This window comes from Nocardia sp. CNS-044, assembly GCF_059570515.1.
Map to the genome: position 1 here is coordinate 1 of NZ_JCANSX010000001.1, position 15,925 is coordinate 15,925.

Below are 15,925 nucleotides of genomic sequence, written 5' to 3' on the forward strand. Positions count from 1 at the left end.
TGGGCGAGCATCGCCTGGTGTATCGCCTCGAACACCCCGGCCGCTTGCCAGTCCCGCACCCGCCGCCAGCAGGTCATGCCGGACCCGAAGCCCAGCTCCTGGGGCAGGTCTTCCCACCCGATCCCGGTGAACAGCACGAACAAGATCCCCTGCAACACCAGCCGGTCGTCCATCCGCGCCGGCCCCGGCGTACCCGGCGCCCGGACCGGCAGTAGCGGTTCGATCACTGCCCACAACTCGTCATCCACGACCCACGGTGCCGCCACGACGAAACATACTGCACTGCAACATGAGTCAACGCCACCCGGCCGAACCTGTTAGGAGCTCTTAGCGATCCGGAACTCGATCCCGGGAACTCGCTCGAGCACTTCACGCCATGGCGAAATAACCACCTCCGATGGTGCGGCGATCACACTGACAGCAATCATCTAGTCTCCCGTCAAACCATGAGGCGAAATACTTGTGGTCGATGATGCGTTAACGAGACTTGAAATCACCAAAGGGTGATGGACCAGACGCTATTGGCAACCATCATGTCGTCGATATCCTCAGCGGTAGCGATCACCTGAGCGGTAGACGACGAAATCGAATAGTACTCGAAATCACGGAATTCGATATCCGTCTTTCTGATCGAGTGACCTCGACTTATGATCGATTCCGTTAGGGAGCCCAGAGGGACCACCGGCGGAGCTACCCCTATTTCAGATAATACCGGACTCGGTATGTGCGTATTCCATCGAAGCCTATGGACCGCAACCTTCGCACTGAAACAGGCCCAGTACACGACCGGGTCGCGCTTGAATCCGAATTCGATCAGCCCGTAGTCACGGCGCAAATACTTCCTTCCTTTATCGATTTCGTCCACATAGTCAGGGTCACCGATGGCTCGATCTATATCTGCAACGGATGCTCCGCTTCGGAGTCCCAGCACGGAACCCGCGCACGCAATGTCGGCCAAACACTCGGCAATCCGCGTCGTCATGACGGCTATACTATCCGTTCCAGTGCCCTGATAAGAAAGTGAAACTCTACCGCCCGATTGCTGTTGTTTCCCCAGTTATGCGAATTCATCTCGGTCATCGCTGCACGAGATTTAGAGATCAGGTCCGCTCGAAGATCTGCATTCGAATGAATCTCATCCAGCACGCGACGCAATTGGGCATCCATAGGTAGGCCGTGCGACATAACGACATCGTCGTCGGCGCGGTACACGAGGCGGTGCTCTTTCGTGACCTGCCGGTACCACCACCCGGACAAATTCTGCCGCAAGGGCTCCGGCTTGCCTATACCCTCGGCATTACCGTTGCGGCGGATGTCCCCGATCAACCGGTTCACCTTCTTCAGAGTGGCCCGGTCTCCGGACTGCCAGTAGAGATAGTCCTCCCAGCCGTTGGCGTCGAACAGAACCTTGCGGCTCATGCCTCGACAGACCCGGATTACTATCTATCGAACATCTTCATCCAAAAGAGCATTTGGACTCATCCGAGTCGGCCAGAAGAAGTCGGTAACTTCCATCCATCCCCAGGGGCACACTGATCATCACTAGAATATCGCCAGGATACGATGGAAGAAACGCCACCAGATCCTCGGTTTGCCTCCTGAGCTCGCTCCCTGCACGCGTGCGTCGCAACCGCCTCGTGTAGATGTGACATAGATTGGCAGTGGCAACCGGACCACGCTCCACAACCGCAGAATCGTCGATTAGGTCGGCAAGATCCTCGTCGCAAATCCCTTCCGCAGCAGCATCGACGATCAGCCTTCTCAGCTCACTCGGGTCCATGCCCCTCCGTTGATACTGTTTTCCGCCGCGAACTATTCCTTCAGCAATACTTCGGACTCCTCGTGCATATAGCCAGTCCACACCATTTCCGCATCGTACCTTCGCGCGTACAAGAACTGCCTCAGCTATCGACTCACCCTCCTAGCTGTTGCCTCTCGGCGCATATGGGAGCGCGCGTCCAGAATCTGCCATCATCCTTTCGTAAGACCCGATCATCGAACGAACAGTGGCGAGTGCCGCCTCCAAAGCGAACATGCCATCATCGACATTACCTTTCTGCAACTCAGAGATCGACTCTTCGAGAGTATCGAGAAGAACGCTCAAACTGTCACCCTGCACGAGCATTCCCGGAAACCTCCTACCTTCCCACGCTACGAGCGAATAGTCACCTTCGGTACCGATTATCTCAGCATCGAACTTCATTTAAAGCCCCTTCAGTTCGGGTGGAATGACACATAGGGCATGCCTTCCACCAAATTCCGCCGGAAGATGTCGATTCGTCTCCCATAACCCAGTTCCACTGCGCCCTGAGGTAAGGAACTTTGTATTCGACTACGCATCCTAGAGTTGATTCCCTCGATAACATAGTCCCAATCCGAAAGCGGCCCGGCAGAACCTGTTGCTCGACTTCCGACCACGTGAATCGTCACTCCGCGGGCGTTAGCTGCGTTTTGAATTCTTCGGGCGTCTTCCGGCGAAATATTGTCAATGTGCCCGCCATTTCCGTATGTAGGCTGCTGGCAGGATTCCGGTGCAAGTCCCAGTGGATCGAGCCAAATGAGCGGATTGTGCGTATACGTGTGTGGATTCGGTGCCGGTTCCAATCCGAGTGGGTCACCGCAAATATACCGTCCACTAGCTGGATCGTAGGTTCGGTAGAGGTTGTAATGGAGACCAGTCTCGGCGTCATGAAGTTGGCCAGGGAAGCGCAGCGGGGTGCTTGTCCGACCGCTCCAAGTTGTTCTACCCCACAGATCTATGTGGGCAGATCCAGCGGTATGCGTGGAGTAAGGGTCGATGAGTTCGGCCGGGGTGCCGACGAGATCCGTTATAACGGCGAAGAATTCGCGGTCTATGGTGGCTTGGTCGGTGGTTTGGGTGATCGGAGTGTAGGTGTTGGGCTGGTAACTCCAGCGCATCACGCCCTGGGGGGCGCTTTGTTCTATGAGCTGAGTGTCGTCCCACACGTAATCGGTGCGCTCGCGGACGGCCCCCTCGCCGGTGAGGAGTTGTTTGGTGGTGCGCCGACCGAAGGCGTCGTAGGTGTAGTGCCACCACTGCCGGTCAGGTGTGTAGACGTCGGTGAGTTGATCGAAGGCGTTGTAGCGGTAGTGCCAGACGTCAGGCTTGCGGGATAGTCGGGTGGTTTCCTTGCGGATCAGGCGACCGGCCTGGTCGTAGTGGTAGCGGGTGCGGCCTTCACGAATGAGGAGATTGTTGCGATATTCGCGTCGGTTGTCGGTGGTGGCGTCGGTTCTGGTGGCGACGGCGGGTAGATCCGGTGCGCCGTCGGATAGGTGGCTATCAGTGATGTTGCTGAGCGCATCGTAGGTGTATTGCTCGGCGGTTCGCCCGTTGGCGGCGATGGTGGTGATGCGGCCGATTGCGTCGAGGGTGTAGTCGCGGACTACCTGCCCTGTGTCGGGGCGGGTGGTGGTGTGGGTGGCGATGTATCCGTCTGGGCGCCAGGTGTAGTCGTCGTGGCGCAGCAGGCTGGGGCTGTGTGGCGTCGCTGGATCGTGAGATGGCGTCGCGTCGGCGCGCACCTGCCGTTGGGTGACGAGGCCGTAAGACGAGAGCGTCTGCTCGACGGTGACGGCGCCGAGGCGCCAACCGGTGCTGCGGCCGACTGCATCGTGGGCGAACGCGATCGAGTGACCATCGGTGATCAGCCCGGTGATGCGGCCGGTGGGGTCGTGTTGCCAGGTGGTTGTCGCGCCGGATGGGTTGGTTCGGCTGATGCGGCGACCGTGGTCGTCGTACTGGAAGTGCATCGCCGAGCGGTCGTCGACACGTTGGGAGACGAGGCGACCTTGGGCGGTGTAGGTGAATTCAACAGTGTGGGTGCGGTCGTTGCCGACGCCAGAGACTGCCGTGAGAGGTCGCCCGACCGGATCGTGGGAATACCGCACCCATTCACCGGTGTCGGCGCGCACTTCGATGAGCCGTCCGAGGACGTCATAGCGGTTGCGTCTGGTGACGCCGGTGGCCGCGGTGATGGCCGCGACTCGCCCGGCAGCGTCGAAATCGTATCGGGTCTCTGCGCCGGTGTAGTCGACTTCGCTGGCGATTCGGCCGGCCGGGTCGTAGGTGTAGCGCCAGGTATGGCCCAAAGGGTTGACCACCGCGACCATCTGTCGTTCGGTGTCCCAGGCGTAGTGAGTGACGGTCTGATCGGGCTCGGTGCGCGAGGCGAGTAGGTCGAACCCGCCGTAGGTGAAGCTGGTTTGTCCGCCTGCGCGGTCGATGTGAGTGCGGAGGTTGCCTTCGCCATCCCATTCCCACGTGGCGGTGTAACCGTCGGAGTCGGTACGGCACAGCGGTTTTCCCTCCGGCGACCATTGGTAGCGGGTGATCGCGTTCAAAGGATCGATGACGGTGACGGGACGACCGAAATGGTCGCGCACGATCCGGGATACTCCGCCGTGCGGGTCCACGATGGTGATCGGCAGCCCGGCCCCGTCCACTTCGATGACCGTGCGCGCGCCGGTGGATTCGGTGATCGACGCGACGGCGCCGGATGGGTGGTGGGTGTGCACGGTGCGCAGCCCGGCGTTGTCGATGATCGCGGCGACGTTGCCGTCTCCGTCGTATTCGAAGCGCCGGACGGAACCATCGGCATCGCGGATCGCGGCGGGCCGGTTGTGGGCTTGGTACTCGACGGTGATCGACGCGTCGTCCGGGCGAATAACGGCGGCGAGGTCGCCGTCGCCGCTGTACTCGTATCGAGTGATCGCCCCGTCCGCGGCGATCACCCGAACGGGCTTGCGGTCGTCGTTGTAGTCGGTCTGGGTGCGGGCTCCGGTCGGGTCGATCGTGCTCCGCAGACGCAGATCGGCGTCGAACTCGAAGATGGTGACAGCGCCGAGGGAATTGGTGTAGATCGTGCGGGTGCCCGAACCGTCAGGAAGGGTGTCGTAGGCGAATTCGGCCGACATGATGCCGCCCGTGCCGTGCTGGCGGATGACGCGTCCGGCCGAGTCGTAGACGTTGTGCATTTGGTTGCCGTTGGAGTCGGTCCACGACAGCATCCGGTGCTGGTCGTCGTAGGTGTAGCGGGTCGTGGCGCCGACGCCGTTGGTGACCGCCACCAACTCGCCCGCGTCATAGCCGAATTCGCGGACGCGGATGCTGATTTCGGTGCCGTAGGCGTCGCGGCCGAGCACCGAGAGTGCCGTGACTCGCCCTTCGGCGGTGTCGACTCGTACGCGGTAGCCGCCGGAATGGGTGACTTCGGTCGGTGTGCCGTCGGCGTCGTAGTGGAAGCGAATCTCGTTGTGGTGGCGGTCGGTGATCGCGGTGATGGGGTAGTCGCCGAGCAGAGTCGGCAGGGCGCTGTGGGTGTGCTCGGGTGTGAAGTGCCAAGTGATTTCGCGGTCGGGGTCGAAGACGCGGTACCCGCCGGATTCGGTGCGGGTCAGCGTCCAGCGCGGCGAACGGCCCGAGGGAAGCACGGCGATGTCGGGTGCGGTGTGCGGGTAGGCCAGCAGAATTCCGTCTTCGCCGACGAAACTCACACCCTGCTGGTCGACAACCACGCGCATGTCGAAACTCGCCGACCAGGACGGGCCGAACCAGCGCCCGAACCGGTAGCTCGACCGATGCCTGCGCCGCAACACCAGGTTCAGGACTCCTGGCAACTCCACGTCGGTTTCCGGAAGCAGGAATTCACCGGTCGCGGCATCGACCGGGTCACCGCAGGTGTTGACGTCCTCTGGCTTTTGGGTGTCCTTCGGATTGTTGCTCCGGGCTTCATCGCCCACACCGTCGTTGGACTTCGACGGGCCGTCGGGCTTCGGCTTATCGGTGTTGCTCGGCGAATTCGTACCCGCCGGATTCGTGCTGTCGGACGAATTGTTCGGCGAGTCAGGTTGTTTCGGCGGGACGTCGGGTTTCGTCTCAGCGGGCTTGGTGTCGGTGTTGGCCGGTTTCGTGTCCGTGTTGGCCGGTGTGGTGTCGGTGTCGGTCTTCTTCGACGGGCGAGTGCCCGCCGGGGTGGTGCCGCGCTTTCCGGTGAGCTTCTTGACGATCGCGGCGAACGTATCCTTCAGCTTGCGTAGCAGCGGGGTCAGCTTCGCCATGGTCGAGGCGAGTTTGCGGAACAGCGTGGAAATCGTGTTCATGGTCTTGGCGACGTAGACCGCGGCCTGCGTAGCCACCACCGGTGTGCCGAGACCGAGGGTGAAAATCGCCTCCGCCGCCCACACGGCCAGGCGCCCGACGGTCTGAGCGACGATGTCGCGCACCACCATCCGCACCGCGGCCACCACACCACCGGCCATCTGAATGGCCTGCGACGCGGCCTCGGCCGCCTTCGTCGCGGCAGCCAACGCATCAGCGGTCTCGGCCGCACGCGCCCGATAGGCTGTCGCCGTCGCGCCCTGCCACTCGGAAATATCCTGTTCGATGGCCTGCTTGTGCGCCTCGGCTGCTTCGTTGATCTTCTCCGAAACGTTGCTCCAAGTCTTGGCATACGCCTCGATCTGATCCGGGTCACCGGCGACCCAGTTCAACGCCTCCTGCAACGGCTCGACATGCTCGATCAACCAGCCGACACCGAAACCGGCCAATGTGCCGAACGGGTCGACCACCACGGCGGCGACCTCGAGTCCGACACCGACGATGCCGAGCCCTGCCTCGACCCACGAACCCGATGAAATCGCCTCGTAGGTATCGGACACCGTCTCCAACAGCGTGACACCCGAGTACCACTCGGTGGAGTCCTCCACCTGTGCGATCAGCGGATTGGACTGGCCATCACTCACGTGGCAGGCCCGTTCGGCTCAACCGCCTTCAGCTTGCTCGCATTCGAGCTGTCGGTGCTCTCGTATCCATCGGCCACCGTCCGCAACTTCCCCGCGTCCGCACCGACAGCCGCCACCGCGGCCTCCAGCGCCGCGATCCCGTCGGTCTCTACCGAATCGACGAACAATGGCGGCAGAAACGCACAAATCTTGCCGAACGCCTCCGTCGGAGCCGACACCGCCTTCGCCGCCTCCAACGCCTGCCCCAAGGGCGCGGCCAACTTCTCCACATTCGACGCGTGCGCGCGAACCCGCTCCGGATCGACGTTCAAATTCTCGGCCACGATGCACCACCTCCCCCACCCGGGGAGCACACCCAGGTCGAACACTTTGCAGCACTGCGCGAATGCCTTCATCAGCATAGCCAGCCGACTGGATCGCCGGAGGCGCCCGACAAACCATGCGCGGCAGCATCGGTCAGCTACTGTCATCGACGCGCTGGCGGGCTCTACGGTTCCAACGAATTCGAGGGCCGCCGCTTGCGAGTCCCGACCGCCGCTGCCTCGCGGACCTACCGCCCACAGTCTCGGAGCGAACGGAAACCGCGCCGCCGACGGTCCAGTACTGACGAGAGGACCGACAAGCGTTGTGCGGCAGCGTCAGTACCGGCTCGTCCCGAACGCAGCGAATGGTTCCGGCAGACCCGCCAGGACCACTAGCCTCGGCGCCGTCCGGAGCGTCCGACCGGCTCGAGGACGAAGACCGGGAGTCGACGTTGCCGATCATAGTTTCGAGGATGCCGGGTATTTCCGCCACGGTCTGGGCGGGCAGTGGGGCGTCGATTTGTCGGATGGTTCTGGCACTATGCACGGCTGACTGCTCGCCAACCAGGCGCACTCGATCATGCGGAGGGTTCTCGTCACCGATGAACGTCGATCACTACATCGCTGAGTTGGGCGTCACCGACCCTGCGCAAATGGTTCAAGCGCTACAGCGACTCAGACGGTCGCACCTGCCCGGACGGCGCGACGCGCTCTCCGCTCTCGCCGAAATCGGCTGGCACACTATCGAACCCGCCGACCTCGCGCTGCTGCATCGGTTCATCATGAACAAGCTCGAACGCGAGCGACCCCAGCCCCTCCGAGCAGCGGAGAAGTGCTTGTGGTGGGCGCTACCCACCGATGACCAAGCCGCGGTACTCGACGCGTTCGGGCTGTCCGATCCGGTCCCGGCAACCGTCGCGATGGGCGCCGTTGTGGCCGCGGAAAACCGACGACATCCGATCGAGGAGTGTGAACGGGTCTTTGTCAGCGCTGTGCTCGATGGCTGGACACTCGTATTCGGGGATCCGGCGTCGCACTACCCCCGCGACGAGCATCGGATCCAGGAGTCGCAGGAATCTTATTTCTGGGAGACGCTCATGGTGAACGAGCCGGATGACGTCAAGCAGGCATGGCTCACAAGGATGTCGCGCCCGTCCAGGGATGAACGTTGCGCCGAGCTGAGCGGTCGATTCGGCGCAGCACACTGGTACAAGGAAGCGGGTGACTACGAATGGGGTGGTTGGGGGATCGCCGAAAACGGCGAAACGATACGTAGTGCCCACCTCGACGATTGCGTCTACGAGGAGCTGACCTTGCATGGCGACCCCCACCCGTCCGAGGAGGGTCTGCGCGCCGAGCCGGTGTCGGAGTGGTTGCTCGACCACGGCTTCGCACCCGACGCTTGGGACGACATCGTCGACGGCATCTTCATGGACCGCATCGGCAATCTGTCCGACGGTGTCCCTTTCGCCGAGATACGGGACGCGCAGTGGGCGGAGTTCCAGCAGCGAACCGCAATTCCGGATGCGATGACCCCCATGCGTATCGCTGAACGCGCATCTGTGGGTCCGCTCACCCTGGGTCCGCACACCCGGATGGCAGGCCACGGAGTAGTCGCGCTGACCGAGCGTGGGCGGCAAGGCGGCGGACACCGGGGCGCGCTACCCATCTGATCGTGTCGGACCCCCGGATCGCTGGTTACCTGGTATTCGAACGCGCGCGACCCGCGCGGTCCAGCCCGTTCTATTCCGGCGGATGGACCGATCTCCAGTGCTCGGCGATGTCGATGCGCCGGGTGATCCAGACTCGGTCGTGAGACTGCACGTGGTCGAGGAAGCGGTCGAGGGCGGCGGTGCGGGCGGGGCGGCCGATCAGGCGGCAGTGCAGGCCGATGGAGAGCATTTTCGGACTTCCCTCGGCCCCTTCGCGATACAGGACGTCGAAGGCGTCGCGGAGGTGGGCGAAGAACTGTTCGCCGCTGGGGAAGCCCGCCGGGGAGGCGAAGCGCATGTCGTTGGTGTCCAGGGTGTAGGGCACCACGAGGTGGTCGTGGCCGTGCACGGTGACCCAGTAGGGCAGGTCGTCGGCGTAGGAATCGGAGTCGTAGACGAAACCGCCGTGCTCGACGACCAATTCGCGGGTGTTGGGCGAATCGCGGCCGGTGTACCAGCCGAGCGGCGGGGCGCCGGTCAGTTCGGTGTGGATGCGCACGGCTTCGGCGAGATGGGCGCGCTCGGTTTCGATGTCGGCGAGCTGGTAGGACTTCCAGCGCAGTCCGTGACAGGCGATCTCGTGCCCGAGCTCGGTGAAGGCCGCCACCGCCTCCGGGTTCCGTTGCAGTGCCCTGGCCACCGCGAACACCGTCAGCGGCAGGTCGCGCCGCTCGAAAATTCGGAGTACGCGCCACAATCCGGCGCGCGAACCGTATTCGAAGAGCGACTCCATGCTCATGTGCCGGTTCGGAAACGCCTCGGCCGGAGTCATTTCCGAGAGGAACGTCTCCGAGCTCGGATCGCCGTCGAGTACACAGTTCTCCCCGCCCTCCTCGTAGTTCAGCACGAACTGGACCGCGATACTCGCCTCGCCGGGCCAGCGCGGATCCGGCGGATTCGGTCCATACCCGACGAAATCCCTCATGCGCCCAGCTCCCCGTACAACCGCAACCGGGCAAGTCCACCGTCGGGATAGATGTCCAAGCGCACCTCCTCGACCGACGCCGCCATCGGTGCGATCGGGAAGCGATGCCTGGTGTCGGGCAGCAATTCGGTGCGCGGCAACAGCTCCACGTCGGTGCCGTCGTTGGTGCGCCCCGACAGCCGCGCCGAACCGGGACTGTTGCCGAGGAAGTAGGAGGTGTCGATCTCGGCGAGCCGGATGAGCCCCGGCCCGGCGAGACGGATTCGCACCCAGTCGTTTCCGTCGTCGCGGCGGCGCGCGGTCTCCCAGCCGTCGCCCATCGACCGCGCCGATCCCGGGTAGAGCAGCTGGTTGGGCGAGCTGTAGAAGCGGTTGGAGCAATCGAGTACCAGCGCGCCGTTCTCCAGCGCCGCCAGATCCAGCGGGCCGAGGCCGAGCAGCGCGGGATCGGGCCGACCCTCGCCGTGGATCCGAAGTCGAGCGACCCCGCCGTCGGGGTGCATGGTGAGTTTCACGTGGGTCCAACGGTTTTCGCTGTCCACCGGAAACGGATTGCGAGCGTCTCCGGCGACCGGCGCGCGGTCGATCAGCGTCGCCCAGTCGGTTCGAGCGGCGAGCGACTCGGCGGTCGGATAACCCTCGACCTCCAGCGCCGCTACCGACACCGAGGGTGGATAGTTGCCGCGAAACCATGCGGTGTCCACCACGATGCCGCGGATCACCCCCGGCACGCCGAGCCGCACGATGGCCGCGTCGTCGCCTGGCATGCCGCGGCGCCTGCGGGTCTCCCACCCGTCGTAGACCTGCCCTTTGTGCCCGAAGGTGGACGGTCGATACTCCGGCACGCCGGGGTCGATCAAGTTCTCCTTCTCCGCGAAGAACTCGTCGTTCGCCCAGATCACCGCGCCGCCGAGCGGCCGGACCGCCAGATCGGGCAGCAGCGTGAAGTGCCCGTCGGACTCACTCATGATTGTGCCTCGCCAGCGCTCGGCTCCGGCACGCGCGCGGCACACCGGCACAAGAATCGCTCACCGCTTCTCCTTCACACCGAGATCACCGATCGGCTCGCGCGCCGCAAGCGCTTCCAGCACCTCCCTGGTCAGTTCCGGCACCTTGGAGCTCAATTCCGCCTCCGAACGCGCTCCGCAGCGCAGGCCGCGCAGCACCGTCGCGGCGAGCGCCTCGGCGGTGGCAGGTTCATCGACGACTCCCGACTCGGCGTCGTGCCGCTCGAGGTACGCCAGCAGCCGGGGAACCGCGACGTCCATCGCGCCACGGAAGAATTCGTAGGTCGCCAGCCAACGGGTGATCAGGTGTCCCGGGTGCATGTCCCAGCCCTGGTAGTAACCGCGACGCAGCGCGCGGGCGACCAGCCGATGATGTTCGCGCAGCGCCGCTTCCGGTTCCACGTCCGGCACGATCTGGGTGGAGCCGTCGCACACCCAGACGCCGGTCTGTGCCGCGGCCGCTTGCATGACGGCCTTGGCGTGGTCGGCGGCGGGATGGTCGAGGGCCTGGTCGGTGGCGGCGATCCCGCACGCGGCCGTGTAGTCGTAGGTGCCGAAATGCAGTCCGGCACAACGGCGCCCGGCGACCTTGATCATCTTCGCGACCGGCACACTGCCGTCGGCGCCGACGATCGCCTGCGGGCTCTCGATCTGCAACTCGAAGCGCAGCGTGCCGTCGGCGAGCGCGGACCCGCGCTCCAACCCCTCGCACAACGCGACGAGTGCCGAAACCTGCTCGGCGGCCCGGATCTTCGGCACGGTGAAGACGAATCCCTCCGGCACACCGCCCGCGGCGTCCAGCACGAGTTCGAGGGTGCGCACGGCCCTGCGACGCTCGAGGCCACCGAGTCCTTTGACCCGAATGCCGAAACCGGCCGGTCCCCCGCCGCCCGCGGCCCACCCGGCGAGTATTTCCCCCGCCGCGGTGGCGGCCGCGTCCTCTTCCTCGTCGGAGCGATAGCCGTAGCCGTCCTCGAAATCGATCCGCAGATCCTGCACCGGCTCGCGCAGCAGCCGCTCCCGCACCGCGGGCAGCGCCGACGCGGTGTCGAGTTCGGCGAGCGACTCGCGATGGACGTCCAGCAGCTCGACCGCCGCCGCGCCCCATTCCGCCGGTGTGTCGGCGCTCGCCCGGTCGGCGGGCACGTAGACGGTGTGGATCGGTTGCGTCCGGTCCCCCGACCCGGGGTAGCGCGCCCGCAGATCGGCGTCGACGGCCTCGAGCATGGCCTCGATCCTGGCCCGGACGTTCTCCGGCAGCCGTGTCGCGGTCACCGTTCCTCTCCCTCCTGCATGGCGCGCCAAACCCGGTCGGCCGTCATCGGCAGTCGATCGATGCGCACTCCCACGGCGTCGCGGATGGCGTTGGCCAGTGCCGGGGCGACCGGGTTGTACGGTGATTCGCTCATCGATTTCGCGCCGAGCGGTCCGAGTTCGTCGGCGGTGTCGGCGAAGTAGACCTCGGTCGAGGGTAGATCGGCGAGCTGCGGAATGTGGTAATGCCGCAATGTCCGGGTGGTCACGACGCCGTCTTCGGAGCGCATGTCCTCGTAGAGCGACGTGCCGATGGCCTGGGCCACCCCGCCCTCCACCTGCCCGCGGCACTGCACCGGGTTGAGCACGGTGCCCGCATCGGCGGCCTGCACCGACTGCAGAATGCGGACCCGGCCGGTCGCGCGCTCGACCGCGACGCGGAAGGCCTGCACGTTGAAGCTGACCGAGCGCGGGAGGCCCGTGTGCTCACCGTGCGCCACCAGCTCGCCCGCCGCGGCCAGCTTCGCCGGGGGAACCAGCTGGTCGCCGCACCGCACCCCGTCCGGGCCGAGGACGCAGTCGCGAACCGGTGTCCCGGTGAGCTCGGCTGCCCTGGCCAGTATCGAGTCCTTCAGCGCGAGCGCGGCGCGGTAACCGGCGCTGCCCGCGACCACGATGCCGGTCGAGCCGAACGCTCCGGTGTCGTAGTCGACGAGGTCCGTGTCCGATTGCCGGACAACGATCCGCGCGGGCTCGGTAGCCAAGGCCGTCGCCGCGAGCTGCGCGTGCACCGTGGTGGTTCCATTGCCGAATTCCGCTGTACCGACTCGAATTTCGTAGCGCCCGTCGGTTCGCAATACGGCGACGGCTGTCGAGCGATGGCCCCGCGGCGGGATGGTGGCGATCATGGACAACGCCATCCCCTCGCCCACCGACCACCCCGGGCCCGGAGCAGTTGTCCCGTTGCCGCGCAGCAAAGCTCGTTGCGCGAGGTCGAGGCACTGGTCCAATCCGTAGCTGCCGAACACCAGATCGCCAGCCTCCACCTTCGCGCCGGTGAACGGGTCACCCGGCACGACCACGTTGCGCCTGCGGAATTCGAACGCATCGATGCCGAGTTCTCGGGCCAGTTCGTCGAGCGCCGACTCGACGGCGAAGATGATCTGCCCGAGGCCGTAGCCGCGGAACGCGCCGGAGGGCATGTTGTTGGTGTAGACCGCGCTGGCGTCCACGCGCTTGTTCGCGCACCGGTACACCTCGATGGACTCGCTCACCCCGTGATACATGACGCCCGCGCTGTGATTGCCGTACGCGCCCGCGTCGGACAGCACGTCGATGGCCAGTGCGGTGAGCACGCCGTCCGCGCCCGCGCCCGCGGTGACGGTGACGCGCATCGGATGCCTGCTGGTCGCCGCGATGAACTCGTCCGAGCGGGTGTACTCGTACTGCACCGGACGCCCCGTGCGCAGCACCGCCAGCGCGACGAGATCCTCCACGAGCATTTCCTGTTTGGCGCCGAACCCGCCGCCGACCCGGGCCGCGAAAACCCGCACCCGCTCCGGCGCCAGTCCGAAGATGTGGCACAGCTCCTCGCGGACCAGGAAGGGCACCTGCGTGCTGCACCGGAGGACGAGCCTGCCCTCCTCGTCCAGCCAACCTATGCCGCAGTGTGTTTCGAGGTGCACGTGCTGTCCACGCGGCGAGTGCCACGTCCCGCGCACCACCCGCGCCGCGGCGGCCAGACCGGCGTCCATATCGCCGACGCCGCCGTGTAATTCGGCGACCAGATTGCGGTCACGATCGGCGATCCGCGCCGAATCCGGCTTGTCGCCGTGCAGTTTCGGCGCGCCCTCGGTGAGCGCCTCCGCCGGATCGAACACGGCGGGCAGCGGCTGGTACGAGACGCGCAGGGCGCGGCATCCCGCCGACGCGATCTCCATACTGTCGGCGACCACGGCGGCCACGCGCTGGCCGACGAAACGCACCGTGCGGTCGAGGACGAAGGTGTCGTCCGGGTCGTCGGCGCGCCACTTGTGCCTTGCTGTGGAGAACGGCACGGCGGGGGCGTCGGCGTAGGTCAAGACGGCGTGCACGCCCGGAATCGCCTCGGCGGCGGCGGTTTCGATGGAGATGATGCGCGCGTGCGGGTGTGGACTCGGCAGTACCGCGATGTGCAGTGGTGCGGTCGGAGGCGCCGCGGGGTCGTCGGCGGAGGGGAGGACATCGAGAGTGAACGGCTCGGCGCCGGTGACGATTCGAGGTCCGCCCGGAGCGCCGTAGCCGCGCCCTCCCGGTCCACCCCCGCCGCCGTCGACCCGCCGAAGTCGATCGGGCGCAACCACTTCGGCAGCCTCGACTTGCCCTTCGGTCAGGGCCGCACGAATCGGCCTATAGCCCGTGCAGCGACACAGATTTCCCTTCAACAACTCCGGCAGGTCTTCGGGATCCGGCCCGGCCTCGGTCCCGCATCCCAATCCCGCGGCCGTCACCACCATGCCCGCCGTGCAGAACCCACACTGGAACCCCGCTTCCTCGATGATTCGCCGCTGCACCGGGTGCAATCGATCCGGCGCACCGAGCCCCGCCGCCGTGATGATCGACAGGTCGGCCGCGCGGTAAGCCGGAATCAGACACGAGTGCACCGTCTTTCCGTCGATCCGCACCGAGCACGCACCGCAATCGCCCGCGTCGCACCCCTTCTTCACCGCGAAGAACCCGTGCTCGCGCAGTAGCGTGCGCAGGCACTGTCCCGGGCGGGGTTCGGCGTCGACGGTGCGGCCGTCGATCTCGAATCTCACGGCTGCCCACCGGATTCGGCGCGCAGCTCCGCGGCGACTTCCACGGCGAGCAGTCCCGCGACATGTCTGCGCCAGTCCGGCGACCCGTGCGGATCGTCGAACCACAGCGCCGAATCGATCCCCGCCACCGCCGCCACCACCTCGCGATCCTCCGGCACGGCGTGGAAATCCAGCACGACCGGACGGGTAGTCGCCGCCGTGAGCGTCAGCACGCACCGACCGTCGGCCTCGCGCCGCCCCATCAGCAGCGCACCGGAGCGCCCGAGCGGCGCGAGCGCAATTTTGCGAATGGCCGTGCGCGCCAGCAGCGCCCGCTCTGGCACGACGACCGAGCGGAGCACCTCGCCCGTCCGCAGCGCGGAAAGTCCTGGCCCGATCGCGAACTCCCGCAGCGGAATCCGGCGCTCGCCGCCGTCGGCCGCCCACACCAGTGCGACTCCGTCGAGCGCGGTCAGCGCGGCGAGCACCGCACCGGCGGGCAGGGCGAGACACACGTTCCCCCCGACGGTCGCGCTGTGCCAGATCTTGTGCGAGGCCACCAGCGCCCGGCAGGCGGGTGCGAACAGCGCGGTCCCCGGCCACCGCGGCCACGGCGCGTCGCCGCCGAGCTCGCGGCCCGGCGCGGCACCGGCGAACTCGGCCAACGTGCAGGTCGCCGCGATTTCCAACCCTCCGGCGGTGGGGGTGAAGGCAGGCCAGCCGAGCGCGGTGATATCCACCAGCCGGTGCAGCTGCGGCTGCGGCTCCGAGAACAGGAACGTACCCCCCGCCAGCACCCCGGTCGTCCCGCCGACACTCGCCAGGTCGGCCCGCTCCCGGGCCACCACCACCGCACGGATCGTGTCCAGGTCCACGTCTCACCTCGCTCCACAGCACCTGCCGCCACAGTAAGCGCCCGGAGTTGCCGCGGTGTTGCGCGACACCCGTCTCGGATTGCGCGGCCGTTACCTCGATGGTCCTCCGTGGGCGCGGCGAAGGCGCACGCGGCGGTCGGATCGCGGCGCGACCGGCGGCGGCGTACTTGACCATGGGAAAAAGCCGCTGCTACCAAGGAGTTGTCCGGATCGGCGACACGCGCGAAAGCCTTACGGTCCGGGCGGACACCTACAGCAGCGGGGAGGTGCTCGGTGGACCGAGCCGTCCGACCGGAACCACGGCCAGG

At 65.8% G+C, this 15,925-nt stretch carries 12 protein-coding genes; 1 reads left to right on the forward strand and 11 read right to left on the reverse strand.

Going from position 1 to position 15,925, the window contains the following annotated elements:
• The 6 genes from T333_RS00005 to T333_RS00030 all read right to left on the reverse strand — a co-directional run.
• On the reverse strand, positions 1-266 hold a 266-nt coding region (locus T333_RS00005; protein WP_496423326.1), incomplete at its 3' end, for a transposase.
• A 227-nt stretch (positions 267-493) separates the two neighbouring features.
• Complete coding sequence (locus T333_RS00010) at positions 494-982, reverse strand: hypothetical protein (RefSeq protein WP_496423327.1); 489 nt, start codon at positions 980-982, stop codon at positions 494-496.
• Between the two features lie 5 nt (positions 983-987).
• Entirely contained in the window at positions 988-1,419 is a 432-nt protein-coding gene (locus T333_RS00015; RefSeq protein ID WP_496423328.1) for a Txe/YoeB family addiction module toxin, read from the reverse strand.
• Positions 1,420-1,921: 502 nt separating this feature from the next.
• A complete protein-coding gene (locus T333_RS00020; RefSeq protein WP_496423329.1) occupies positions 1,922-2,203 on the reverse strand; it encodes a DUF6959 family protein in 282 nt (93 codons plus the stop codon).
• A gap of 11 nt (positions 2,204-2,214) precedes the next feature.
• Positions 2,215-6,765 carry a DUF6531 domain-containing protein gene (locus T333_RS00025; RefSeq protein WP_496423330.1) on the reverse strand — a complete coding sequence of 1,517 codons (4,551 nt, stop codon included), beginning with the start codon at positions 6,763-6,765 and terminating at the stop codon, positions 2,215-2,217.
• Entirely contained in the window at positions 6,762-7,166 is a 405-nt protein-coding gene (locus tag T333_RS00030) for a type VII secretion target (protein WP_496423331.1), read from the reverse strand. Before T333_RS00030 ends, T333_RS00025 begins: the two co-directional genes overlap by 4 nt.
• A gap of 503 nt (positions 7,167-7,669) precedes the next feature.
• Between T333_RS00030 and T333_RS00035 the strand changes: the two genes are divergently transcribed.
• Positions 7,670-8,740, forward strand: coding sequence for a hypothetical protein (locus T333_RS00035; RefSeq protein WP_496423332.1), 1,071 nt, complete (start codon positions 7,670-7,672; stop codon positions 8,738-8,740).
• A gap of 70 nt (positions 8,741-8,810) precedes the next feature.
• Here the strand turns inward: T333_RS00035 and puuE are convergent, their stop codons facing one another.
• From puuE to T333_RS00060, 5 genes are read right to left on the reverse strand one after another with little or no spacing between them, the layout of a single operon-like run.
• Positions 8,811-9,704: an allantoinase PuuE gene (gene puuE, locus T333_RS00040; protein ID WP_496423333.1), complete on the reverse strand. Its 894-nt coding sequence runs from the start codon at positions 9,702-9,704 to the stop codon at positions 8,811-8,813.
• Positions 9,701-10,672, reverse strand: coding sequence for an allantoicase (gene alc, locus T333_RS00045; protein ID WP_354998783.1), 972 nt, complete (start codon positions 10,670-10,672; stop codon positions 9,701-9,703). The genes puuE and alc overlap by 4 nt, the downstream gene beginning before the upstream one ends.
• A gap of 60 nt (positions 10,673-10,732) precedes the next feature.
• Positions 10,733-11,986, reverse strand: coding sequence for a DUF6986 family protein (locus tag T333_RS00050; protein WP_496423334.1), 1,254 nt, complete (start codon positions 11,984-11,986; stop codon positions 10,733-10,735).
• Positions 11,983-14,763: a molybdopterin-dependent oxidoreductase gene (locus tag T333_RS00055; protein ID WP_496423335.1), complete on the reverse strand. Its 2,781-nt coding sequence runs from the start codon at positions 14,761-14,763 to the stop codon at positions 11,983-11,985. Before T333_RS00055 ends, T333_RS00050 begins: the two co-directional genes overlap by 4 nt.
• Positions 14,760-15,617: an FAD binding domain-containing protein gene (locus tag T333_RS00060; protein WP_496423336.1), complete on the reverse strand. Its 858-nt coding sequence runs from the start codon at positions 15,615-15,617 to the stop codon at positions 14,760-14,762. The genes T333_RS00055 and T333_RS00060 overlap by 4 nt, the downstream gene beginning before the upstream one ends.
• Positions 15,618-15,925 lie beyond the last annotated feature (308 nt).